The organism is Sagittula sp. SSi028, from assembly GCF_048553715.1.
GTDB lineage: Bacteria > Pseudomonadota > Alphaproteobacteria > Rhodobacterales > Rhodobacteraceae > Sagittula.
Genome location: NZ_JBLZNC010000003.1, coordinates 279,217 through 299,548, shown reverse-complemented (window position 1 = coordinate 299,548; position 20,332 = coordinate 279,217). Strand labels below are relative to the sequence as shown.

22 protein-coding genes and 1 riboswitch are annotated in these 20,332 nt (G+C 64.9%); of the genes, 18 read left to right on the top strand and 4 right to left on the bottom strand.

Features of this window, described 5'->3' with window-relative positions; genetic code table 11:
* Positions 1 to 181 precede the first annotated feature (181 nt).
* Positions 182 to 409 (bottom strand): hypothetical protein, encoded by a 228-nt coding sequence (locus tag ACN5AZ_RS07620; protein WP_419428266.1) that lies wholly within the window; start codon positions 407 to 409, stop codon positions 182 to 184.
* A gap of 204 nt (positions 410 to 613) precedes the next feature.
* Positions 614 to 719, top strand: a riboswitch (TPP riboswitch).
* 55 nt (positions 720 to 774) lie between these two features.
* Between ACN5AZ_RS07620 and thiD the strand changes: the two genes are divergently transcribed.
* The 12 genes from thiD (at position 775) to doeA (ending at position 10,766) form a co-directional block, all read left to right on the top strand.
* Positions 775 to 1,602 (top strand): bifunctional hydroxymethylpyrimidine kinase/phosphomethylpyrimidine kinase, encoded by an 828-nt coding sequence (gene thiD, locus ACN5AZ_RS07615; RefSeq protein ID WP_419428265.1) that lies wholly within the window; start codon positions 775 to 777, stop codon positions 1,600 to 1,602.
* Positions 1,599 to 2,576 (top strand): FAD-dependent oxidoreductase, encoded by a 978-nt coding sequence (locus tag ACN5AZ_RS07610; protein WP_419428264.1) that lies wholly within the window; start codon positions 1,599 to 1,601, stop codon positions 2,574 to 2,576. Before thiD ends, ACN5AZ_RS07610 begins: the two co-directional genes overlap by 4 nt.
* The gene (gene thiS, locus ACN5AZ_RS07605; RefSeq protein ID WP_419428263.1) at positions 2,560 to 2,757 is read left to right on the top strand and encodes a sulfur carrier protein ThiS; all 198 of its coding nucleotides are present in this window, start codon (positions 2,560 to 2,562) and stop codon (positions 2,755 to 2,757) included. Before ACN5AZ_RS07610 ends, thiS begins: the two co-directional genes overlap by 17 nt.
* Before the next feature lie 2 nt (positions 2,758 to 2,759).
* Positions 2,760 to 3,530: a thiazole synthase gene (locus tag ACN5AZ_RS07600; RefSeq protein ID WP_419428262.1), complete on the top strand. Its 771-nt coding sequence runs from the start codon at positions 2,760 to 2,762 to the stop codon at positions 3,528 to 3,530.
* Positions 3,527 to 4,123: a thiamine phosphate synthase gene (locus ACN5AZ_RS07595; protein ID WP_419428261.1), complete on the top strand. Its 597-nt coding sequence runs from the start codon at positions 3,527 to 3,529 to the stop codon at positions 4,121 to 4,123. The genes ACN5AZ_RS07600 and ACN5AZ_RS07595 overlap by 4 nt, the downstream gene beginning before the upstream one ends.
* On the top strand, positions 4,120 to 5,112 hold the full coding sequence (locus tag ACN5AZ_RS07590; protein ID WP_419428260.1) for a ThiF family adenylyltransferase: 993 nt from the start codon (positions 4,120 to 4,122) through the stop codon (positions 5,110 to 5,112). Before ACN5AZ_RS07595 ends, ACN5AZ_RS07590 begins: the two co-directional genes overlap by 4 nt.
* Entirely contained in the window at positions 5,109 to 6,041 is a 933-nt protein-coding gene (locus ACN5AZ_RS07585) for an ABC transporter substrate-binding protein (protein WP_419428259.1), read from the top strand. Before ACN5AZ_RS07590 ends, ACN5AZ_RS07585 begins: the two co-directional genes overlap by 4 nt.
* The gene (gene tenA / locus ACN5AZ_RS07580) at positions 6,041 to 6,724 is read left to right on the top strand and encodes a thiaminase II (RefSeq protein WP_419428258.1); all 684 of its coding nucleotides are present in this window, start codon (positions 6,041 to 6,043) and stop codon (positions 6,722 to 6,724) included. The genes ACN5AZ_RS07585 and tenA overlap by 1 nt, the downstream gene beginning before the upstream one ends.
* The gene (locus ACN5AZ_RS07575; protein ID WP_419428257.1) at positions 6,721 to 7,446 is read left to right on the top strand and encodes an ABC transporter ATP-binding protein; all 726 of its coding nucleotides are present in this window, start codon (positions 6,721 to 6,723) and stop codon (positions 7,444 to 7,446) included. The genes tenA and ACN5AZ_RS07575 overlap by 4 nt, the downstream gene beginning before the upstream one ends.
* A complete protein-coding gene (locus tag ACN5AZ_RS07570; RefSeq protein ID WP_419428256.1) occupies positions 7,443 to 8,174 on the top strand; it encodes an ABC transporter permease in 732 nt (243 codons plus the stop codon). Before ACN5AZ_RS07575 ends, ACN5AZ_RS07570 begins: the two co-directional genes overlap by 4 nt.
* Positions 8,175 to 8,253: 79 nt before the next feature.
* Positions 8,254 to 9,432 (top strand): GAK system CofD-like protein, encoded by a 1,179-nt coding sequence (locus ACN5AZ_RS07565; RefSeq protein WP_419428255.1) that lies wholly within the window; start codon positions 8,254 to 8,256, stop codon positions 9,430 to 9,432.
* 134 nt (positions 9,433 to 9,566) lie between these two features.
* Entirely contained in the window at positions 9,567 to 10,766 is a 1,200-nt protein-coding gene (doeA, locus tag ACN5AZ_RS07560) for an ectoine hydrolase DoeA (RefSeq protein WP_419428254.1), read from the top strand.
* A 32-nt stretch (positions 10,767 to 10,798) separates the two neighbouring features.
* On the opposite strand, the gene ACN5AZ_RS07555 is transcribed toward doeA, so the two are convergent.
* The 3 genes from ACN5AZ_RS07555 to ACN5AZ_RS07545 are packed head-to-tail and all read right to left on the bottom strand — an operon-like array spanning position 10,799 to position 13,114.
* On the bottom strand, positions 10,799 to 11,791 hold the full coding sequence (locus ACN5AZ_RS07555; RefSeq protein ID WP_419428253.1) for an MDR family oxidoreductase: 993 nt from the start codon (positions 11,789 to 11,791) through the stop codon (positions 10,799 to 10,801).
* On the bottom strand, positions 11,788 to 12,444 hold the full coding sequence (locus ACN5AZ_RS07550) for a TetR/AcrR family transcriptional regulator (protein WP_419428252.1): 657 nt from the start codon (positions 12,442 to 12,444) through the stop codon (positions 11,788 to 11,790). Before ACN5AZ_RS07550 ends, ACN5AZ_RS07555 begins: the two co-directional genes overlap by 4 nt.
* A 43-nt stretch (positions 12,445 to 12,487) precedes the next feature.
* Positions 12,488 to 13,114, bottom strand: coding sequence for an alpha/beta family hydrolase (locus ACN5AZ_RS07545; protein WP_419428251.1), 627 nt, complete (start codon positions 13,112 to 13,114; stop codon positions 12,488 to 12,490).
* Positions 13,115 to 13,598: 484 nt separating this feature from the next.
* Here ACN5AZ_RS07545 and ACN5AZ_RS07540 point away from each other — a divergent pair, with 484 nt between their 5' ends.
* The 6 genes from ACN5AZ_RS07540 (at position 13,599) to ACN5AZ_RS07515 (ending at position 20,329) form a co-directional block, all read left to right on the top strand.
* Positions 13,599 to 14,612 (top strand): amino acid ABC transporter substrate-binding protein, encoded by a 1,014-nt coding sequence (locus ACN5AZ_RS07540; RefSeq protein WP_419428250.1) that lies wholly within the window; start codon positions 13,599 to 13,601, stop codon positions 14,610 to 14,612.
* 81 nt (positions 14,613 to 14,693) lie between these two features.
* On the top strand, positions 14,694 to 15,956 hold the full coding sequence (locus ACN5AZ_RS07535; RefSeq protein ID WP_419428249.1) for an amino acid ABC transporter permease: 1,263 nt from the start codon (positions 14,694 to 14,696) through the stop codon (positions 15,954 to 15,956).
* A gap of 18 nt (positions 15,957 to 15,974) precedes the next feature.
* On the top strand, positions 15,975 to 17,384 hold the full coding sequence (locus tag ACN5AZ_RS07530; protein WP_419428248.1) for an amino acid ABC transporter permease: 1,410 nt from the start codon (positions 15,975 to 15,977) through the stop codon (positions 17,382 to 17,384).
* A 15-nt stretch (positions 17,385 to 17,399) separates the two neighbouring features.
* Positions 17,400 to 18,179 (top strand): amino acid ABC transporter ATP-binding protein, encoded by a 780-nt coding sequence (locus ACN5AZ_RS07525; protein ID WP_419428247.1) that lies wholly within the window; start codon positions 17,400 to 17,402, stop codon positions 18,177 to 18,179.
* Between the two features lie 246 nt (positions 18,180 to 18,425).
* A complete protein-coding gene (locus ACN5AZ_RS07520; protein ID WP_419428246.1) occupies positions 18,426 to 19,559 on the top strand; it encodes an NAD(P)H-dependent glycerol-3-phosphate dehydrogenase in 1,134 nt (377 codons plus the stop codon).
* Positions 19,556 to 20,329, top strand: coding sequence for an HAD-IIB family hydrolase (locus ACN5AZ_RS07515; RefSeq protein ID WP_419428245.1), 774 nt, complete (start codon positions 19,556 to 19,558; stop codon positions 20,327 to 20,329). Before ACN5AZ_RS07520 ends, ACN5AZ_RS07515 begins: the two co-directional genes overlap by 4 nt.
* Positions 20,330 to 20,332: the final 3 nt, after the last annotated feature.

Here is a 20,332-nt window from a genome sequence, read left to right as displayed (position 1 = left end):
CAATGCTCCGGCGCGGGATCGCTGAACCCTCCCCACGCACCGCACACATCTATGGGGCCCCGTCCCCCGCAGTGCCAAAAACAAAGGCGCGCCAGCATTCGGGCGCGCCTTGTCGTATCGTCAGCGTATAGTCACCGCAGCACCTGTGACGCCCGTTCGGGGCGCGCGCGCGGGCTGCGGCTTAGGCCAGCTGTTCTTTGACCTTGGTGATGATGTCCTCGACCGAGAGGCCCAGACCTTCGAGCATGGACAGATCGATGCCCTTTTCTTCGAGCATGGAGGTCACGGCCTCGGCGTCGAGATCGGCCAGCGCGGACAGGTCGATGCCGCTTTCGCTGATCTTTGCCATGATTTCATCGGTGCCCCCAAAGGCGTTCATCGCCTTGCCCAGCATATCACCAAGTCCCATCGTCATTCTCCGTCATGTTGGATTGTCGTTCTGATGCACCCAAGGTCCCATTCTTTGCCCCGCAGCGCAAGATCGTAGACCCGTCACGCATCAGGGAGTTTTCATAGGCTTTTCCCCCGAATGCGGCGGTCTGCCGCCCTGATCCGGCGCACGCCAAGTCATTCAGAGGTTGTGGTCCCCTGACAGGCAGGCTAGCTTCTGGCGCAACATCCGTTGGGGTGCCCCATCTTGGGGCTGAGAGGCGCAGCCGCGCTAACCCATCGAACCTGATCCGGACAATACCGGCGTAGGGAACGGAGACTGACTGCCACGGAGGCCTGAATTCCGTGTGCGCGCTCCCTCCTTACGTCGATGGAGGTAGCGATATGACGACCCAGACAGCCAATAAACGCGTGGCGTGGCCATCAGCCCTGACCATTGCCGGATCGGACAGCGGTGGCGGCGCGGGCATTCAGGCGGATCTGAAGACCTTTTCAGCGCGCGGTGTCTTTGGCACCAGCGCGATCACCGCGATCACGGCGCAGAACACCTGTGGCGTGGCGGCGGTGAGCACCCTGACGCCGGAAATGGTGGCGGCACAGATCGCCGCCGTGCTGACGGACATCCCCCCCAAGGCGGTCAAGATCGGCATGCTGGCCACTGCCCCCATCGTGGATGCGGTGGCGCAGGCGCTGCGCGGATACACGGGGCCGGTGGTGCTGGACCCTGTGATGGTGGCGAAATCCGGCGATGCGCTGCTGAACCCCGAGGCCGAGGCAGCGCTGACGCTGATGTTGTTGCCACGGGCCGAACTGCTGACCCCGAACCTGCCAGAGGCCGCGCGGCTGTTGCGCCAGCCCGTCGCGCAGACAGAGGCGGAGGTTGTGGCACAGGGGCGCGCGCTGTGTGAGCTTGGCGCGCAGGCAGTGCTGATGAAGGGCGGTCACGCCAGCGGGGCCGTGTGCACCGACCGTCTGGTCACGGCCGATGCGGTGGTCGCGTTTTCGCGCCCGCGCATCGAGACGCGCAACACCCATGGCACCGGCTGCACCCTGTCCTCGGCCATTGCGGCGGAGCGGGCCAAGGGCGTGGCCCTGACGGACGCGGTGGCCCATGCCCATGACTGGCTGCACGGGGCCATCACGGCGGCGGATGATTTGGGGATCGGGTCCGGTCACGGGCCGGTGCATCATTTCCACGAGGTCTGGACATGACGCAGGCCACCGTCCTCGGGGCCGGTGTGGCGGGGCTGTGCGTGGCCACCGAATTGGTGGCGCGCGGGGTGTCTGTCACGGTCTACGACCCAAGGCCCGCCCCCGGACCACATGGCTGTTCGTGGTGGGCGGGGGGCATGTTGGCCCCGTTTTGCGAGGGCGAGACCGCCGAGGATGCGGTGCTGCGCCACGGGCGCGGGGCGGCGGCGTGGTGGCAGGCGCAGGGCGTGGAGTTGCACCATCGCGGCACGCTGGTGGTCACGCTGGGCCGGGACCGGCGCGAGCTGGACCGCTTTGCCCGTCGCACGCAGGATCACGAGGTGGTGGATGCCGCCGATCTGGGCGGGCTGGAGCCGGATCTGCAGGGGCGGTTTTCGCGCGGGCTGTTTTTCGACCAAGAGGCGCATCTGACCCCGCGCGCGGCTTTGGCGCGTTTGCAGGCGGGCTTGGTCGCGGCGGGGGTGTGCTTTGCCACCACGCCGCCACGGGCGGGCGGTTTGACCTTTGATTGCAGGGGGTTGGCGGCGCGCGATGTGCTGCATGATCTGCGCGGCGTCAAAGGCGAGATGGCGGTTCTGCGCTGTCCCGAGCTGGCGTTGACGCGGCCTGTGCGGCTGCTGCACCCGCGCTATCCGCTGTATGTCGTGCCGCGCGGTGATGGCGTTTACATGCTGGGCGCCACGCAGATCGAAAGCCATGACACGCGCCCCCGCGTGCGGTCGGTGCTGGAGCTGCTGAGCGCGGCCTATGCGCTACACCCCGCCTTTGGCGAGGCGGAGCTGGTGGAGATCGGCTGTGATGCGCGCCCCGCCTTTGCCGACAACCTGCCGCGTCTGCGCAGGCGGGGGCAGACCTACTACCTCAATGGCTTGTTCCGGCATGGGTTTTTGCTGGCACCGGCCTTGGCGCAGATGGCGGTGGCCGCAGCGCTGGATCACGCAAAACCGGAGTTCATGGATGAAGATCACGATTAACGGCACCCCGCAGGAGATCGCGGCAGGCACCGTGGCAGAGGTTCTGGAGCTGTTGGGCCAGTCCGACGCGGTGGTGGCGACGGCGTTGAACGAAAGCTTTGTGCCTGCGGGCGCGCGGGCGGGGGCCGTGTTGCACGACGGCGACCGGCTGGAAATCGTCGCCCCCCGGCAAGGAGGCTGAGCATGCAGCTGTACGGCAAGGAGATCGGGTCGCGGCTGATGTTGGGGACGGCGCAATATCCGTCGCCGCAGGTGCTGGCGGAGGCGTTTCGCCGGTCGGGTGCGGGGATTGCCACGGTGTCGCTGCGGCGGGAGTCGGGCGGCGATCAGGCGGGCGCGGATTTCTGGGCCTTGGTGCGGGATCTGGGGGTGGCGGTGCTGCCCAACACCGCCGGTTGTCATTCGGTGCGCGAGGCGGTGACCACGGCGCAGATGGCGCGCGAGGTGTTTGGCACGAAATGGATCAAGCTGGAGGTGATCGGCCATGCGGATACCCTGCAGCCAGATCCTTTCGCGCTGGTAGAGGCCGCGCGCATCCTGTGTGACGAGGGGTTCGAGGTGTTCCCCTACACCACGGAGGATCTGGTGGTGGCAGAGCGTCTGTTGCAGGCGGGTTGCGAGGTGCTGATGCCATGGGGCGCGCCCATCGGGACGGGGCTGGGGCTGACCAACATCTACGGCCTGCGCAGTCTGCGCGCGCAGTTTCCCGACGTGCCGATGGTGGTGGATGCGGGGCTGGGGCTGCCCTCGCAGGCGGCGCAGGCGATGGAGATGGGGTTTGACGCGGTGCTGCTGAACACCGCCGTGGCGCGTGCGGGCGATCCCGCCGCCATGGCAGAGGGGTTTGCCCGCGCGGTGGAGGGCGGGCGGCTGGCCTATGCGGCCGACCCGATGGAGCCGCGCGACATGGCCGCCCCCTCGACCCCGCTGATCGGACAGGCGTTTTTGTCATGAGCCTGCCGCGTTTCTACCCGATCTTTGACGATGTGGATTGGCTGCGACGGATGTTGCCCTTGGGCGTGCGGCTGGTGCAGCTGCGCATCAAGGACCGCACGCCGGACACGTTGCGCCCCATGATCGAACAGGCGCAGGCGTTGGCGCGCAGCCACGGGGCCACGCTGGTGATCAACGACCACTGGCAGCTCGCCATCGAGGCGGGCTGTGACTGGGTGCATCTAGGGCAGGAGGATCTGGACGCGGCGGACCTGCCCGCGATCCGGCGCGCGGGGCTGCGGCTGGGGATCAGCACCCATGACCATGCAGAGCTTGACCGCGCGCGGTCCCTGTCGCCCGACTATATCGCGCTCGGGCCGGTCTATCCCACGATCCTCAAGCAGATGAAATGGCACCAGCAAGGGCTGAAGCGCGTCACCGAGTGGAAATCGCTGATCAAGGATCTGCCGCTGGTGGCCATCGGCGGCATGTCGGTCGCGCGGGCACAGGGCGCCTTTGCCGCAGGGGCCGATGTGGTGTCCGCCGTGACCGACATCACCCTGCACCCCAGCCCCGAGACCCGTGTGCGCGAATGGCTGGACGCGACCGCATGACCCGCTATGCCCGACAGATTGCCGTGCCCGCCTTTGGCCAGCAGGGCCAAGACCGGCTGGCCCGCGCGCGGGTGCTGGTGGTCGGCGCAGGCGGGCTGGCCGCGCCGGTTCTGCAATACCTGGGCGGAGCCGGTGTGGGCCAGATCCGGCTGGTGGATGCCGACCACATCAGCCGCAGCAACCTGCACCGCCAGACCCTGTTCCGCGAGGCAGAGGTGGGCCAGCCCAAGGCGCAGACCGCCGCCACCGCCATCAGAGCGTTGAACCCTGACATCACCGTCACCCCGATCACGCGCACGTTGGACCCCGCCAATGTGGCCAGCCTGTGCGCGGGCGTCGATCTGGTGCTGGACTGCGCCGACAGTTTTGCCACCAGCTATATCCTGTCGGACCATTGCAAGGCTATGGGCCTGCCGTTGATCAGCGCCTCTGTCGTGGGGATGGAGGGGCATGTGGGCGGCTTTTGCGGCACGGCCCCCAGTCTGCGCGCGCTGTTTCCCGACCTGCCACAGCGGGCGGGCTCCTGCGCCAGTGACGGTGTGCTTGGCCCCGTGGTGGGCATGATCGGCGCACTGCAGGCGCAGATGGCGGTGGCGGTGCTGGCAGGGATCACCCCGTCCCCGCTGGGACAATTCGTGACCTTTGACGCGCTTAGCCTGCGCAGCAGCAGCTTTCGTTTTGACGCCGCCGCCGAGCCCGCGCCAGAGGAAATCTGGCGCTTTGTCGCGGCGACGCAGATCGACGCCCGCGACCACATCATCGATTTGCGCGCCCCCTCGGAAGGGCCGCTGGTCCACCCGCATGCCCAGCGCCGCAGCCTGCAGGAGATCGCGCAAGCCCCCCCTGCCCCGCAATCCCCCGACCAGCGTGCCATTCTGGCCTGCCGGTCCGGTCTGCGCGCCTTTGCTGCGGCCCGGCACTTGGCCCCGCTGTGGGGCGGCAACATCACTTTGGTCGCGCTTGGCGACACCACCGGAGGAGAGACATGAAACATATCGCAACCGCGCTGGCGCTGGCCTGTGCCACCCCTGCCATGGCCGCGGACGAGTTGAGCGTGATGCTGGACTGGTTTGTGAACCCCGACCACGGGCCGATCATCCTGGCCGAGGAGCTGGGCTATTTCGAGCAGGCCGGTTTGCAGGTCGATATCATCGCCCCTGCCGATCCGTCCGACCCGCCCAAGATGGCCGCCGCAGGCCGCGCGGATCTGGCGATTTCCTATCAGCCGCAATTGCATTTGCAGGTGGCCGAGGGGCTGCCGCTGGTGCGGGTGGGCACGCTGGTCGCCACGCCGCTGAACTGTTTGCTGGTGTTGGAGGACGGGCCACAGACGCTGGCCGATCTGCGCGGGGCCAAGATCGGGTTTTCCGTCGCCGGTGTCGAAGAGGCGCTATTGGCCGCGATGCTGGCAGAGGGCGGGCTGACGCTGGCGGATGTGGAATTGGTTAATGTGAACTGGTCGCTGTCGCCTGCGCTGATGTCGGGACAGGTGGATGCGGTGATCGGGGCCTTTCGCAATTTCGAGCTGAACCAGATGGACATCGAGGGCGTCGCAGGCCGGTGTTTCTACCCCGAGGCCCATGGCGTGCCCACCTATGACGAGCTGATCTATGTGGCCAACCCCGACAGCATGGACGCGGACAAGCTGCGCCGGTTCCTGCAGGCCACGGAACGGGCGACCCAGTATATCGTGAACCACCCCGAGGACAGCTGGGCGCTGTTTTCCGGCACCTCGGCCGAGCTGCGCGATGAGCTGAACAAGCGCGCCTGGGCGGATACGATCCCGCGCTTTGCCCTGCGTCCCGAGGCGCTGGACGCAGGCCGCTATGCCCGGTTCGAGCAATTCCTGTCGCAGGCCGGTCTGATCGAGGGCACGCGCCCTGTGATCGATCTGGCGCGCGATCTGGGGGCCGAGTGATGGCGGCGGTCGATGCGCCTTATGGCGCGGTGTTTGCGCAGTGGCGCGCGGCGGCAGGCCCTGATTGGGCCGCCTACACCGGCCATGACTTTGTCATAGGCTTGGGGGATGGCAGCCTGCCGAGATCCGCGTTTTTGCATTACCTCAAGCAGGATTACGTGTTTTTGGTGCATTTCTCGCGGGCGTGGGCCTTGGCTGTGACCAAGGCCGAGACGCTGGAGGAGATGCGCGCCTGTGCGGCCACGGTCCATGCGCTGATCGACGAGGAGATGCGCCTGCATATCGAGACCTGCGCGGCCTTGGGGATTTCGGAGGCGGAGCTGTTTGCCACGCAGGAGGCGCCCGCGAACCTTGCCTATACGCGCTATGTTCTGGACGCCGGCCATTCGGGGGATTTTCTGGATCTGATGGCGGCTTTGGCGCCTTGTGTGCTGGGCTATGGCGAGATCGGCGCGCGGCTGGCCCCGTCGGGCGGGCCTTATGCGGATTGGATCGCGACCTATGCGGGGGCGGCGTATCAGCAGACCTGCGCCGAGGTGGGCGGGCTGATCGATCGTGCGGTGGCGCGGCGGCTGGGGAATGCGCCGCAGGACAGCCCCCGCTGGGCGCGGCTGTGCGCGCGCTTTGGCGTGGCGACACGGCTGGAGGTCGGGTTCTGGGACATGGGGCTGTCGGGCGCATGAGCGCGCCTGCGGTGCAAATCACCGGCGCGGCGGAGGTCGCAGGCGTGCGGCTGTTCGCGCCGCTTGCGCTGACCTTGGGGGCCGGGCGGTGGTGTTGCCTGCTGGGGCCGTCGGGCGTGGGCAAGTCGACGCTGTTGCGGCTGGTGGCGGGGCTTTCGGCGGCGCAGGTGCGCTTTGACGGGGCGATCGTGGCGGATGACGGTCTGCCCTTGCAGGGCCGTGTGGCGATGATGGCGCAGAGCGATCTGTTGCTGCCGTGGCTGTCGGTGCTCGACAATGTGACGCTGGGGGCAAGGCTGCGCGGCGAGGCGTCGGATCGGGCGCGGGCGCGCGATCTGCTGGATCAGGTGGGCTTGCGCGCACATCTGGGCACCGCGCCTGCTGCGCTGTCGGGTGGGCAGCGGCAGCGGGTCGCCTTGGCGCGCACCTTGATGGAGGACCGCCCCGTGGTGCTGCTGGACGAACCCTTTGCCGCGCTGGATGTGCGGTCGCGGACGCAGATGCAGGATCTGACAGCACGGCTGCTGGCGGGGCGGACGGTGCTGCATGTGACCCACGACACCGCCGAGGCCGCGCGGCTGGGACAGGACGTGCAGGTAATGACCCGCGAGGGGATCACGGCGAAGGCGCCACCCGCCGCCCCTGTGCCACGGCGCTATGACGCGGGCGAGGTGCTGGGCTTTCAGGCGCGGCTGCACCGGCTGATGATGGCCAGCGCATGAGCGGGCTGTGGCGCGCGCTGGCGCTGGTCTGTCTGGGGGGGCTTTTGTGGCAGGGGCTGGTCTGGGCCACCGGTTGGCCGCGCTACATCCTGCCCGCGCCCACAGAGGTTGCGATCACCCTATGGGCCAGCCGCGCGCTGCTGGCGGAACATGCGGCAGTCACGCTGGCCGAGGTGATCATCGGGCTGCTGCTGGGCACCGCCGCAGGGGCCGTCACGGCGCTGGCACTGGCCGCATCACGCCACGTGCGCCAAGTGCTGCGCCCGCTGCTGGTGTTCTCGCAAGCGGTGCCGGTCTTTGCGCTGGCGCCGATTTTGACGCTTTGGCTGGGCTACGGGCTGTGGTCCAAGATCGCCATGGCGCTGCTGATCATCTATTTTCCGGTGACCTCGGCCTTTTACGACGCCTTGCTGCGCACGCCGCCGGGCTGGGTGGAACAGGCGCGGCTGATGGGGGCGTCGCGCTGGCGGATGCTGCGCCACATACAGGTGCCTGCGGCGATGGGGGGCTTTGCCTCAGGGCTGCGGCTGGCGGCGGTCTATGCCCCCATCGGGGCCATCATCGGGGAATGGGTCGGCGCGTCACGAGGGCTTGGCTATCTGATGTTGCTGGCCAACGGGCGCGCGCGCATTGATCTGATGTTTGCGGCCCTCATTGTGCTGGCCTGCATGACGCTGGCGCTGCATGCGGCAATCGACGCGCTGTGCCGCCGGTACTGGGACAGATGACGCCCCGCACCCGCGCCGACAGATGACAGCGCCGCCCTGCCCGCCTATAACGGGGCAAAACAAAAGGCGCGCGCAGGCCATGAAACAGGTGCAGATCAGACTTTCGCGGGACAGCCTTCTGCCCGACCCTTTGCGTGTGGCGCGTGCGGCAAGCGCGCCGCATCTGGGGCCGCGCATCCTGTTTTTCAGCGGTGGCAGCGCCTTGAACGGCATTGCGCGAAAGCTCAAAACCTACACCCATAACTCGGTCCACCTGATCACGCCCTTTGACAGCGGCGGCAGTTCCAAAGTGCTTCGCGAGGTCTTTGACATGCCTGCGGTGGGCGATCTGCGATCACGGCTGATGGCGCTGGCCGATGAAAGCGTTCTGGGCCAGCCGCAGGTCTATGCCCTGTTCAGCCACCGGCTGCCGCGTGACGGAAGCCCTGCGGAGCTGCGCACGCAGGTCGAGCGCATGGCCCGTGGCAAACACCCGCTGATCTCTGCCATATCAAAACCGATGCGCCCGCTGATCCAGACCCAGTTGGACAGTTTTCTGGCCCATGCGACTGCGGATTTCGACTATCGCTATGCCAGCATCGGCAATCTGATCCTTGCGGGCGGGTATCTGTCACAGGGCCGCGCGCTGGAGCCGGTGTTGTTCATGATGTCTAAGATGGTCGATGTGCGCGGCACCGTGCGCGCGATTGTGGACGAGACGCTGCATCTGGGGGCCGATCTGGCCGGTGGCGGTCGCGTTATCGGCCAGCGCCAGATCAGCGGCAAGGAAGCCCCCCCGCTGGCGCAGCCGATCACCCGTCTGTTCCTGACCGACGGCTCCACCGAGACCCGCGTCAGCCTGCCCAAGCGCAACCGCAAGGCCATCGCGGAGGCCGATGTGCTGTGCTACCCGCCGGGCAGTCTGTATTCCAGCGTGATCGCCAACCTGCTGCCCGAGGGCACAGGCAGCAGCATTGCCGCGCGCCACGTGCCCAAGGTCTATCTGCCCTCGCTGGGGCATGACCCCGAGGCCATCGGCCATGATCTGGCCGATCAGGTGGGCGCGCTGCTGGCCCCGCTGTTGGCGGATGCAGGGCCTGAGGCGCAGCCCCGCGATATGCTGACCCATGTGCTGTGTGATCCGTCGATGGATGCGCAGGCCTGCGCGGCGGTGACCGCGCGCTTTGGCATCGACTGTCTGCGCCTGCCTTTGGCGCAGGACGCCCAGCCGCGCTATGACACGGACAGCGTGGCCCGCGTTCTGGTGTCGCTGGCCTAGACGCCTGCGCGGCGGGCATTCGGGGTCTGGCTGCGTGGTTTTTTCGGCCTGCCCCCTTGCTCTGGCTTTGGGGCGGCGACAGGGTGAGCGCACCGATCCCGCTTGTCGGGTCCCCCTGTCGTGCGAAGGCCCCCATGAACAAATTACAAAGAACGCCAGAGCGTTACACCACAGAAGAATACCGCCTGCGCCTGTCGCGTCTGCGCCAAAAGATGGAACGCCACGGGATGGATCTGCTGATCCTGTCGGACCCGTCGAACATGTCGTGGGTGTCGGGCTACGGCGGCTGGTCGTTCTATGTCCACCAATGCGTGGTGATCGGCCCCACCGGCGATCCGGTCTGGTTCGGACGGCTGCAGGATGCCCAAGGCGCCTATCGCACGGTGTGGATGTCGCGGGACAATGTGATCGGATACCCCGACCATTTCGTGCAATCGACAGACTGCCACCCGATGGAATACCTGTGTGACCGGCTGCGCGATCTGGGCTGGGCCAAGGGCACCATCGGCGTCGAGATGGACAACTACTGGTTTTCCGCCCGCGCCTATGAGCGGCTGCAGCACGGGATGCCTGATGCGCGCTTTGCCGATGCGACGGGCTTTGTGAACTGGGAGCGCGCGGTCAAATCCGACAAAGAGCTGGAGTATATGCGGCAGGCGGCGCGTATCGTGGAGCGCATGCACCATCGCATCGCGGACAAGGTCGATGTGGGCGTGCGCAAATGCGATCTCGTGGCCGAGATCTATGACGCGGGGCTGCGCTATGACGAATGGTACGGCCATGGGGGCGACTACCCCGCGATTGTGCCGCTGCTGCCGTCGGGGCCGGATGCCGCCGCGCCGCATCTGACGTGGGACGATCTGCCGATGAAAGCGGGCGAAGGCACGTTTTTCGAGATCGCGGGCTGTTACCAGCGCTATCACGTGCCGCTGTCGCGCACGATCTTTCTGGGCAAGCCGCCGGTGGAGATTCTGGATGCAGAGAAAGCGGTGCTGGAGGGTATGGACGCGGGGCTGGAGGCGGCGCGCGCCGGAAACACCTGTCATGACATCGCCGAGGCGTTCTTTGGCGCGTTGGACAAGCGTGGCATCCAGAAGGACAACCGCTGTGGCTATTCCATCGGGCTGAGCTACCCGCCGGACTGGGGCGAGCGGACGATGTCGCTGCGCCGCGGTGATATGACAGAGCTGCAGCCGGGCATGACCTTTCATTTCATGACCGGCCTGTGGATGGACAGCTGGGGCTATGAGACGACGGAGTCCATTGCGATCACCGCCGATGGCCCGCCGGAGGTCTTCTGCGATCTGCCGCGCAAGATGTTGGTGAAATCCTAAGGTCGGGGGGGCTTTGTGCCCCCCTTTTGGTGTTAGCCGAGGTCGGGGGCCACGGGGACCACGACGCGGCCACGGATGTCGCCGGTGAGGAATTTCGGCGCGGTGGCGATGACGTCTGACAGGGCGACCTCGACCGAGAGGCCGCCGAGTTTTGCAAGGTCCAACTCGGCTGCGAGCGCCTGCCATGCGGCACGGCGTTTGGGCGCGGGACACATGACGCTGTCGATGCCTGCCAGCGTGACGCCGCGCAGGATGAAGGGGGCGACCGACGCGGGCAGATCCATACCGGCGGCCAGACCGCAGGCGGCCACGGTGCCGCCGTAGCGGGTCATCGACAGAAGGTTCGCCAGAACCGTGCTGCCTGCCACATCGACGCCACCGGCAAAGCGTTCCTTGCCCAGCGGGCGCGGCTTGCCGGACAGTTCCTCGCGGTCGATGATCTCTACCGCGCCAAGCTGTTTGAGAAAATCGGCCTCGCTTGCGCGGCCTGTGACGGCGGCCACGTGGTAGCCGCGCTGCGCCAGCAGCAGCGTGGCCACGGAACCGACACCACCGGCGGCGCCTGTGACGGCGACGGGGCCGCTGTCGGGGGTGACGCCCTGCGCCTCGAGCGCCTGAACGCAGAGCATCGCGGTGTAGCCTGCGGTGCCGATCTCCATCGCCTGACGCATGGTCAGACCGTCGGGCAGCGGCACCAGCCAGTCGCCTTTGACCCGCGCCTGTTTGGCCAGACCGCCCCAGTGCACTTCGCCCACGCCCCAGCCGTTCAGGATGACCTTGTCGCCCGCTTTGTAATCGGGGTGGCTGCTGTCACGGACCACACCGGCAAAGTCGATGCCCGGCACCATGGGGAATTTGCGCACAACCGGCGCGCTGCCGGTGATGGCCAGCGCGTCCTTGTAGTTCAGCGTCGACCACGCCACGTCGATGGTCACATCGCGCTCGGGCAAGGTAGCGGGGTCGATCTGCGTCAGATCCACCGTTTGTGTGTCGTCTGTCTTGTCGATCACAATAGCATCGATCATCTTGTCCTCCCTTGGGGGCTATCCCCCTGTGTCAAAGCGAAAAAACTGCCTGCAAAGGCGCGCAGCGGCGCGGGGCCCTGCACCATGCGGGCGCGCAGGACCGCGCCCTCCCACCCGGTCCAGAACAGATCGGCCAGTTGCGCCGCATCCAGCGCGCGGGGCAGATCACCCGGGGCCTGCGCCAGACAGGCGGCGGTGCGCGCCTGCCAGCCGGAGAGCACCTGTTCCAGCTCGGCGCGGAAACTGTCGGGCAGTGTCGGCATCTCTTGGCCCAGATTGCCGATCAGACAGCCACGGCGAAAACCGTGCCGCGCCATGCCGTCCTCGGCCCTGCGGGTGAAGGCGCGCAACCGGTCCAGCGGCGCAAGATCCGTTTGGTCAAAAGCGCTGTCCAGCACGGTGATGAAGTAGCTGTCATAGGCGGCGATCAGGGCGCTGCCAAAGGCCGCCTTGGACCCGAAGTGGTGGTAGAAGCTGCCCTTTGGCACGCCCGCCGCGCGCAAGATGTCATCCACGCCGGTTGCGCCGTAGCCGCGTTCCGTCAGATGGGCCAGACCGGCGCGGATCAGCCGCGCGCGGGTTTCGGACTGGTCCGGCGCGGTGCGCGGGCGGCCCCGTTTGCGCGGGGCAGAAGGGTCAGCTGCGGTGCTCATGGCATTAATTAGACAGAGCTGTCCAATAATGTCCAGCGCGCGGTTACAGCTGCGCGGCAATCCAGCGCGCACTGGCCTGTGCAGCCTCGGCCAGCAGGTCGCCCTGTTCCTGCCCTGTCACCCGTTTGCGCGGTTTGAAATCATGGTCCCCGTCGTCCAGCCAATGCAGCTGCACCTGTGGGGGCAGACCGTAGCCTGCGATCTCCTCGGGGGAGCCAAAGGGGTCGCGGGTGCCGTGACAGATCAGCACCGGCGCCGCGATGTCCATCAGATGCGCGGTGCGCAGCCGGTCGGGTTTGCCCTGCGGATGAAAGGGATAGCCGTAACACAACGCGCCCTGCACCTGCCCCGTGCGGGCCAGATCGTCCGCCACCATGCTGGCCACGCGCCCGCCCATGGATTTGCCGCCGATAAACAACGGCCCCGCGCAGGCGAGATCATCCACCGCGCGGCGGAATTCATCGCACAAAAGGTAAATTTTTGGCGGGGGACGCCGTGGTCCACCCTCCCGCCGCTGCGCCATATAGGCGAATTCGAACCGGATGACGCGCAAATTTTGCGCCATCAGCGCTTGGGCCAGCGCCTCCATCACCGGATGATCCATCGGCGCGCCGGCCCCATGCGCCAAGAGCAGCGTCGCCACCCCCTGCCCGCCTGTAAGAAATGACATGACCCTATGCTCCCTTATGCGAAAAACCGACAACCCACGGCATACATTCAAAGAATCGCTTTGACCAATCGCGGCGGTGCAGCGTCGACCACTACAGGCGAGTGAATCGGGGCAAGACACCCCTAACGAGCACTTACCCAAGGGAAGCTGTGGATAACTCCCCGTGTTTATGACCGGCAAGTTTTCGGGTGATGAAAAATTATGCACACGCATCGGGCGACCAACAAATTTGCAACCGTCTGATTGCACTGGGTTAATCCCGCTTTCCCTGCGTTAAGCAGCACCGCGCGGGCCCGTCAGGGGGAAAATCCCGGACACGCTGGAATTTACACGTGGCAAGTTTTCGCAATAGTCTTGCGGAGATGCTGAGGAACCAACGCAAAAATGAGGACAATCAACATGATCTCGTCAAAGACGCGGATCCACTGGACGTTGTGCCCCATGCCGTTTCCGGCATTCTGATTTCATTAATAGGGAGCAAACCATGAAATCGAACCTTCTGCCGATCGCAGCAGCCGCCGTGCTGGCCGCAGGTGCAGCTGGCGCAGCCACGCTGGACGACGTCAAGGCCGCAGGCAAGCTGAAGTGCGGCGTCAGCCAGGGCCTGCCCGGCTTCTCGACACCGGACGACAGCGGCAACTGGACCGGTCTGGACGTCGACTACTGTAAAGCCGTTGCAGCCGCCGTTCTGGGCGATGCCGACGCTGTTGAGTATGTGTCGCTCTCGGCCAAGGACCGCTTTACCGCGCTGTCCTCCGGTGAAATCGACATTCTGTCGCGCAACACCACATGGACCATCACCCGTGACACCGATCTGGGCATCACCTTCACCGGCGTGTCCTACTACGACGGCCAAGGCATGATGGTGCCGAAGTCGCTGGGCGTGACCTCTGCTCTGGAACTGGACGGCGCAACCATCTGCACCAACACCGGCACCACCACCGAGCTGAACATCACCGACTACTTCACCCAGCACGGCATGTCCTTTGAGCTGGTCGCTCTGGAGAACTCCGACGAGGTGATCGCGGCATATGGCGCAGGCCGTTGCGACGTCTTCACCACCGACCGTTCCGGTGTGGCCGCCGAGCGTCTGAAGCTTGCAAACTCCGACGAGCACATGGTGCTGCCGGAAACCATCTCCAAAGAGCCGCTTGGTCCGTCCGTGCGTGCCGACGACGAGCAGTGGGAGAAGATCTCGCGCTGGGTTCTGAACGCGCTGATCGAAGCCGAAGAGCTGGGCGTGACTTCGGAAAACACCGAAGAGATGATGTCCTCTGACAACCCGTCCGTTCAGCGTCTGCTGGGCGCGGGTGACAACAACTACGGTGCGCCGATCGGTCTGGAAGCAGACTGGGCGAAGAAAGCCATCGAAGCTGTTGGCAACTACTCGGAAATCTACGAGCGCAACGTGGGCGTTGAAACCCCGCTGGGTCTGGACCGTGGCGTGAACTCGCTGTGGACCGACGGTGGCCTGATGTACGCACCGCCCATCCGCTAAGCGACACCAATCTGGAAAGGGACGGGTTCGCCCGTCCCTTTCTTTATAAAAACAACCATAACACGAACGTGGGGAACATTCATGAGCTCGATGAGCGAAGGCGGCACACCCGCCGGAGGCCAGCCATCGGGAGAGCGTCGCGGTCTCGCCGCACTGGTCTTTGACGCCAAGGCCCGATCTCTCTTTTTCCAGGCAATCCTGGCGGTTGCCATTCTTGCGCTGATCTGGATGGCCATCGGCAACGCTGCCGACAACCTTGCCGCCCAGAACAAGGAATTCGGTTTCGGGTTCTTTGACCGCCCGTCCGACATCCAGATCCTGACGACCTTCGGGACATGGCTTGTGGGCTATGCGCCCGGACAGAACACGGTGTTTGACGTGTTCCTCGTGGGCATTGCCAACACGCTGATCGTGTCGATTGCCGGTATTATTTTCGCAACCTTCTGGGGCTTTTTGCTGGGCATCTTCCGGCTGTCGCAGAACTTTGTGCTACGTGGTTTTGCCACCATCTATGTCGAGCTTCTGCGCAATATCCCCCTGCTGTTGCAGATCTTTTTCTGGACCGCCGTGCTGCGCATCATCGCGCCGTCGCAGCGGGGCACCTATTCGACGCTGATCCCGGGCCTGTTCCAGTTCGACGCCAAGGGCATCTATGGCCCCTACCCTGTGACCTCCGCGGGCTTTGGCATCGTGGCGCTGTCGGTTCTGGTCGCCATCGCCGCGGCCGTGTTCTACGGCAAACACGCCAAGAAGAAACAAGATGCCACCGGCCAGCCGTCGCCTGTGGGTCTGGTGTCCGCCGCGCTGATCATCGGTATTCCGGTTGTGGTGTTTTTCATCATGGACCGTCCGCTGTCGATCGAATGGCCGAACTTCGTCTCCGACGGTCCGGTGCTGCGTCGCGGATTTGAGCGGGGCGTGGGCAGCTATATCGCGCCGGAATTCATGGCGCTGTTCCTTGCGCTGGCCACCTACACCGCAGCCTTTATCGCAGAGATCGTGCGCGCCGGTATTCAGGCCGTACCCAAGGGCCAGTCCGAGGCCGCAAGCGCACTGGGTCTGCCCAAGGGCGTGGCCATGCGCAAGGTCATCCTGCCGCAGGCCTTCCGTGTGATCGTGCCGCCGCTGACCTCGCAATATCTGAACCTGACCAAGAACTCGTCGCTTGCGGCAGCCATCGGCTACCCCGAGCTGGTCGCGGTCTTTGCAGGCACCACGCTGAACCAGGTTGGCCGCGCGATTGAAATCATCGCCATCGTGATCCTTGTCTATCTCGTGATCTCGCTGCTGACGTCGTCCTTCATGAACTGGTTCAACAACCGCGTGAAGCTGGTCGAACGGTAAGGTCGGGAGAAAACAACAATGATTGACAGACCTGTAGATCACCCCGCCTTCAACCACGAAGTCGCCTATGTCCGCACCGAGGACGCGCCCACATTGCCTGCGCCGAAATCGGAAATCGGCGTCGGCGCGTGGCTGTGGCGGAATATCTTTGCCTCGATGGCGGATTATTCCTCACCGGCCAAGGCGGTCACCTCGATCCTGATGACCATCATCACGGTCTTCACCGCCTATGCGCTGATCTGGATGACATGGACGCTGCTGGACTTTGCGCTGTTCTCGGCCACCTTTGGCGATCCCGAAGGGCTCAAGCGCGAGGCCTGCCTGCCCAACCCGACCGGCGCTTGCTGGCCCTATGTTCAGGCCAAATGGTACCAGTTCATGTACGGCTTCTACCCGCGTGAAGAAGTCTGGCGCGTCGATGTGCTGTTTGCCCTGCTGGCCATTGGCATCGGCTGGCTGGTGTTCATCAACAAGCACAAAGGCAAGGTCGCGGCCTTCATGCTGCTGGGCTATCCGCTGCTGGCCTATGTGCTGCTCAACGGTATGCCGGTCGAGGACAATGGCGATCTGGGCCATATCTTTGCCGGTGTGTGGTTCCCTGCCCTTGTGGCGGCGGTGCTGGGCGCGGGCTGGTGGCTGGCGGCCTCCGGCAAGTTCGGCGATGTGGGTCAGGCCTTTGCCCCTGCGTTGCTGATGGGCGTGATCGTCGTAGGCATGTTTGCGGTGCTGCCGCTGGTGACCATGGCCGTCGACCTGACGCTGGGCACGGAAGTGGTGGAAACCAACAAATGGGGTGGTCTGACCATCACGCTGGTGGTGGCCATTGCCGGTATCGTGGTGTCGCTGCCCTTTGGCATGTTGCTGGCGCTGGGGCGTCGGTCGAACGCGCCGATCATCAAGTATTCCTCGGTCATCTTCATCGAAGTGGTCCGTGGCATCCCGCTGATCTCGGTGCTGTTCTTTGCCTCGGCGATGCTGCCGTATTTCCTTGAGCCCGGTGTTGATTTCAACAAGCTGCTGCGCGCCATGATCGGTGTGATCCTGTTTGCCTCCGCCTATATGGCAGAGGTCATTCGCGGCGGCCTGCAGGCGATCCCGAAGGGCCAGTACGAGGGCGGTATGAGCCTTGGGCTGTCGTTCTGGCAGCAGATGCGGCTGATCATCATGCCGCAGGCGCTGACCACCGTGATCCCCGGCATCGTGAACACCTTTATCGGCCTGTTCAAGGACACCACGCTGGTGCTGATCATCTCGATCTTTGACCTGTTGGGCATCCTGCTGGCCACGCTGAAGGACCCGGAGTGGGCGACCCCCACCACGGCCTACACCGGCTATCTGGTGATCGCGCTGATCTACTTCATCTTCTGCTTCGGCATGTCCCGTTACTCCGTCCATATGGAACGCAAACTCGACCGGTCGCACCGGTAAGAGGAGACTTAACCAATGACTGAACACGCAACCGCACAATCGCAGATGCAGGTCTCTGACGAGGTCGCCATCCAGATCAGCAACATGAACAAATGGTACGGCACGTTCCATGTTCTGCGCGACATCAACCTGACGGTCTATCAGGGCGAACGCATCGTGATCTGTGGCCCCTCGGGGTCCGGCAAATCCACCATGATCCGTTGCATCAACGCGCTGGAAGAACACCAGCAGGGCACCATCGACGTGGATGGCACGCGCCTGACCAACGATCTGAAGAACATCGACAAGATCCGGTCCGAGGTCGGCATGTGCTTTCAGCACTTCAACCTGTTCCCGCATCTGACCATTCTGGAAAACTGCACGCTGGCGCCGATCTGGGTGCGCAAGACGCCCAAGAAAGAAGCCATCGAGACGGCGATGCATTACCTTGAAAAGGTGAAGATCCCCGATCAGGCCAACAAATACCCCGGCCAGTTGTCCGGTGGTCAGCAGCAGCGTGTGGCGATTGCCCGTTCGCTGTGCATGAAGCCGCGGGTGATGCTGTTTGACGAACCCACATCGGCGCTGGACCCGGAGATGATCAAAGAGGTGCTCGACACCATGATCGAGCTGGCCGAGGAAGGCATGACCATGCTGTGTGTGACCCACGAGATGGGCTTTGCCCGTCAGGTGGCGAACCGCGTGATCTTTATGGATCAGGGCCAGATCGTTGAACAAAACGAGCCGGAAGCGTTCTTTAACAACCCGCAAAGCGACCGGACCAAGCTGTTCCTGAGCCAGATCCTCGGCCACTGAGGATTTTGCATTTATCGAGATGAGGGGCCCTCGCAGGAGACTGCGGGGGCTTTTTGCAACTTTTGGATGTTTTTGTTTCGTCGGATTTTTGGGCATTTGGCCGCCTAGGCCCGGCAGCGGGCGGCGTTTGATGCCGCGATGCAGAAAAATTCCTGCCCTTAAGGAACCCTCAAAGGCTTTGTCCGTTAGTTACGCGTGTGAGCTGATGCTCATGCGTTGATGTCAGCGCAGACATGGAAACGACAGATGAGGCCCGCTATCAAGGATCAGATCCAGCCCCCCGCCCCCGACCCCTACAGTAGCGTCACCGTTCTTGGTGCAGGCAGTTGGGGGACCGCCTTGGCCGCCGTCATCGCCCGCAACGGGCACAACGTCCGCCTGTGGGCGCGCAGACCAGAGCAGGCGGATGCGATCAATGCCAGCGGACAGAACGGCGATTACCTGCAGGGTGTGGATCTGCCCGAGGCGATTACGGCGACATCGGATCTGGCGGAGGCGCTTTCCGGCACGCAGGCTGTGATCCTTGCCACCCCTTCACTGACATTGCGCGCCATGTGTCAGGCGATTGCGCCGCACCTGCCTGCGGATGTGCCGTTGGCGCTGGCGTGCAAGGGGGTTGAGCGGCGCACCGGCCTGCTGCTGTCCGAGGTGGTCAGCGACGAGCTGCCCGGCCATCCGGTGGGCGCGGTGTCTGGCCCCACATTCGCGCGCGAGACCGCGCTGGATCATCCCACGGCGGCCACCGTCGCCTTCGCCTTTTCCTATCACGACCGGCTGAAACCGGATCAAAGCCCCGCCGCGCGGATGGCGCTGACCCTGTCTGGCCATGGCTTTCGCCCCTATGTGTCCGACGATCTGGTCGGGGTCGAGGTCGGTGGCGCGGTCAAGAACGTGATCGCCATCGCCTGCGGGATGATGTCCGGCGCGGGCTTTGCCGAGAACACCCGCGCGGCGCTGATCACCCGTGGCATCGACGAGATGAAGCTGCTGGCCACAGCCTTGGGCGGGCGGCGCGAGACGGTCACCGGCCTGTCGGGCGCGGGCGATCTGACGCTGACCTGTTCGTCGACCACCTCGCGCAACATGTCGCTGGGCCATCAGCTGGGTCAGGGCATCCCCCGCCCCAACTGTTTCGAGGGCCGCAATGTCGTGGTCGAGGGCGAGGTCAACGCCGTCTCTGTCACCGATCTGGCAGCACGCGTGGGGGTGCCCATGCCGATCTGTGAGACCGTACACGCCATCCTGCACGAAGGCGCCGATCTGCAAGAGGCGTTCAGCGCCCTGTGGGCCCGCCCGATCGAGGCGGAACCCTATGCGCTGGATCTGTCCATCGACCACCCTGCGCCGCAACATTCCCTGCCCTTCGGAGGCCACGCATGAACGTCCACACCGCCCCCCGCCCCGCCATTGCCGACCGCCGGTTCACGCTGGCCACCGATCTTGACGGCACGTTCCTTGGTGGCACGGACGCAGATCGGGCGCGCCTGTACGACTGGATCGAGGCGAACCGCGACAGCATCGGGCTGATCTTTGTCACCGGACGCGATCCCGAATTCATCATGCAGATGTGCCGCGAGAGGGGTCTGCCATGGCCGGAATATGTGGTGGGCGACGTGGGCACCACGATTGCCGAGGTCACCGCCGACGGCCATGTGACCCCGATCCCTGCATTGGAAGAGGACATCGCCGCCCGCTGGAAAGACGCGGGCGCGGTGGTGCGCGCCACGTTGGACGGCCACCCCGGGCTGACGCTGCAGAACACCGCATTCCGCTACCGTGTCAGCTATGACCTGAACCCCGATGTCTTTGACCCCAGCGCCAAGCAACGGGTCGAGGAGATGGGCCACGACTGGCTGATCTCGGACAACCGCTATTTCGACGTGTTGCCCAAAGGCGTGTCCAAAGGCCCGTCGATCCGCCGTCTGGTGGATCATCTGGGCCTGAACCCCGCTACCACCCTGTGCGCGGGCGATACGATGAACGATCTGTCCATGCTGGTGTCGGGCCTTCCCGCTGTGGCCGTGGGCAACTCCGAGGCCGATCTGTTGGCCCAGCTGACCGATGACGTCTACCGCGCCCGCGCCCATGGCGCGGCAGGCATTCTCGAGGCGATTGACGCGCTCGATCTTCACGACACACCGAAAGGATAATCC

Bases quoted from the DNA above. Each gene is read 5' to 3' on its own strand.
- ACN5AZ_RS07550 (WP_419428252.1), bottom strand. From the start codon at position 12,444: ATGAGCACCGCAGCTGACCCTTCTGCCCCGCGCAAACGGGGCCGCCCG.
- ACN5AZ_RS07545 (WP_419428251.1), bottom strand. From the start codon at position 13,114: ATGTCATTTCTTACAGGCGGGCAGGGGGTGGCGACGCTGCTCTTGGCG.
- ACN5AZ_RS07555 (WP_419428253.1), bottom strand. From the start codon at position 11,791: ATGATCGATGCTATTGTGATCGACAAGACAGACGACACACAAACGGTG.
- ACN5AZ_RS07565 (WP_419428255.1), top strand. From the start codon at position 8,254: ATGAAACAGGTGCAGATCAGACTTTCGCGGGACAGCCTTCTGCCCGAC.
- ACN5AZ_RS07575 (WP_419428257.1), top strand. From the start codon at position 6,721: ATGAGCGCGCCTGCGGTGCAAATCACCGGCGCGGCGGAGGTCGCAGGC.
- ACN5AZ_RS07600 (WP_419428262.1), top strand. From the start codon at position 2,760: ATGCAGCTGTACGGCAAGGAGATCGGGTCGCGGCTGATGTTGGGGACG.
- ACN5AZ_RS07520 (WP_419428246.1), top strand. From the start codon at position 18,426: ATGAGGCCCGCTATCAAGGATCAGATCCAGCCCCCCGCCCCCGACCCC.
- ACN5AZ_RS07570 (WP_419428256.1), top strand. From the start codon at position 7,443: ATGAGCGGGCTGTGGCGCGCGCTGGCGCTGGTCTGTCTGGGGGGGCTT.
- thiD (WP_419428265.1), top strand. From the start codon at position 775: ATGACGACCCAGACAGCCAATAAACGCGTGGCGTGGCCATCAGCCCTG.
- ACN5AZ_RS07525 (WP_419428247.1), top strand. From the start codon at position 17,400: ATGACTGAACACGCAACCGCACAATCGCAGATGCAGGTCTCTGACGAG.
- doeA (WP_419428254.1), top strand. From the start codon at position 9,567: ATGAACAAATTACAAAGAACGCCAGAGCGTTACACCACAGAAGAATAC.
- ACN5AZ_RS07530 (WP_419428248.1), top strand. From the start codon at position 15,975: ATGATTGACAGACCTGTAGATCACCCCGCCTTCAACCACGAAGTCGCC.
- ACN5AZ_RS07535 (WP_419428249.1), top strand. From the start codon at position 14,694: ATGAGCTCGATGAGCGAAGGCGGCACACCCGCCGGAGGCCAGCCATCG.
- ACN5AZ_RS07610 (WP_419428264.1), top strand. From the start codon at position 1,599: ATGACGCAGGCCACCGTCCTCGGGGCCGGTGTGGCGGGGCTGTGCGTG.
- ACN5AZ_RS07595 (WP_419428261.1), top strand. From the start codon at position 3,527: ATGAGCCTGCCGCGTTTCTACCCGATCTTTGACGATGTGGATTGGCTG.
- ACN5AZ_RS07620 (WP_419428266.1), bottom strand. From the start codon at position 409: ATGGGACTTGGTGATATGCTGGGCAAGGCGATGAACGCCTTTGGGGGC.
- ACN5AZ_RS07590 (WP_419428260.1), top strand. From the start codon at position 4,120: ATGACCCGCTATGCCCGACAGATTGCCGTGCCCGCCTTTGGCCAGCAG.
- thiS (WP_419428263.1), top strand. From the start codon at position 2,560: ATGAAGATCACGATTAACGGCACCCCGCAGGAGATCGCGGCAGGCACC.
- ACN5AZ_RS07540 (WP_419428250.1), top strand. From the start codon at position 13,599: ATGAAATCGAACCTTCTGCCGATCGCAGCAGCCGCCGTGCTGGCCGCA.
- ACN5AZ_RS07515 (WP_419428245.1), top strand. From the start codon at position 19,556: ATGAACGTCCACACCGCCCCCCGCCCCGCCATTGCCGACCGCCGGTTC.
- tenA (WP_419428258.1), top strand. From the start codon at position 6,041: ATGGCGGCGGTCGATGCGCCTTATGGCGCGGTGTTTGCGCAGTGGCGC.
- ACN5AZ_RS07585 (WP_419428259.1), top strand. From the start codon at position 5,109: ATGAAACATATCGCAACCGCGCTGGCGCTGGCCTGTGCCACCCCTGCC.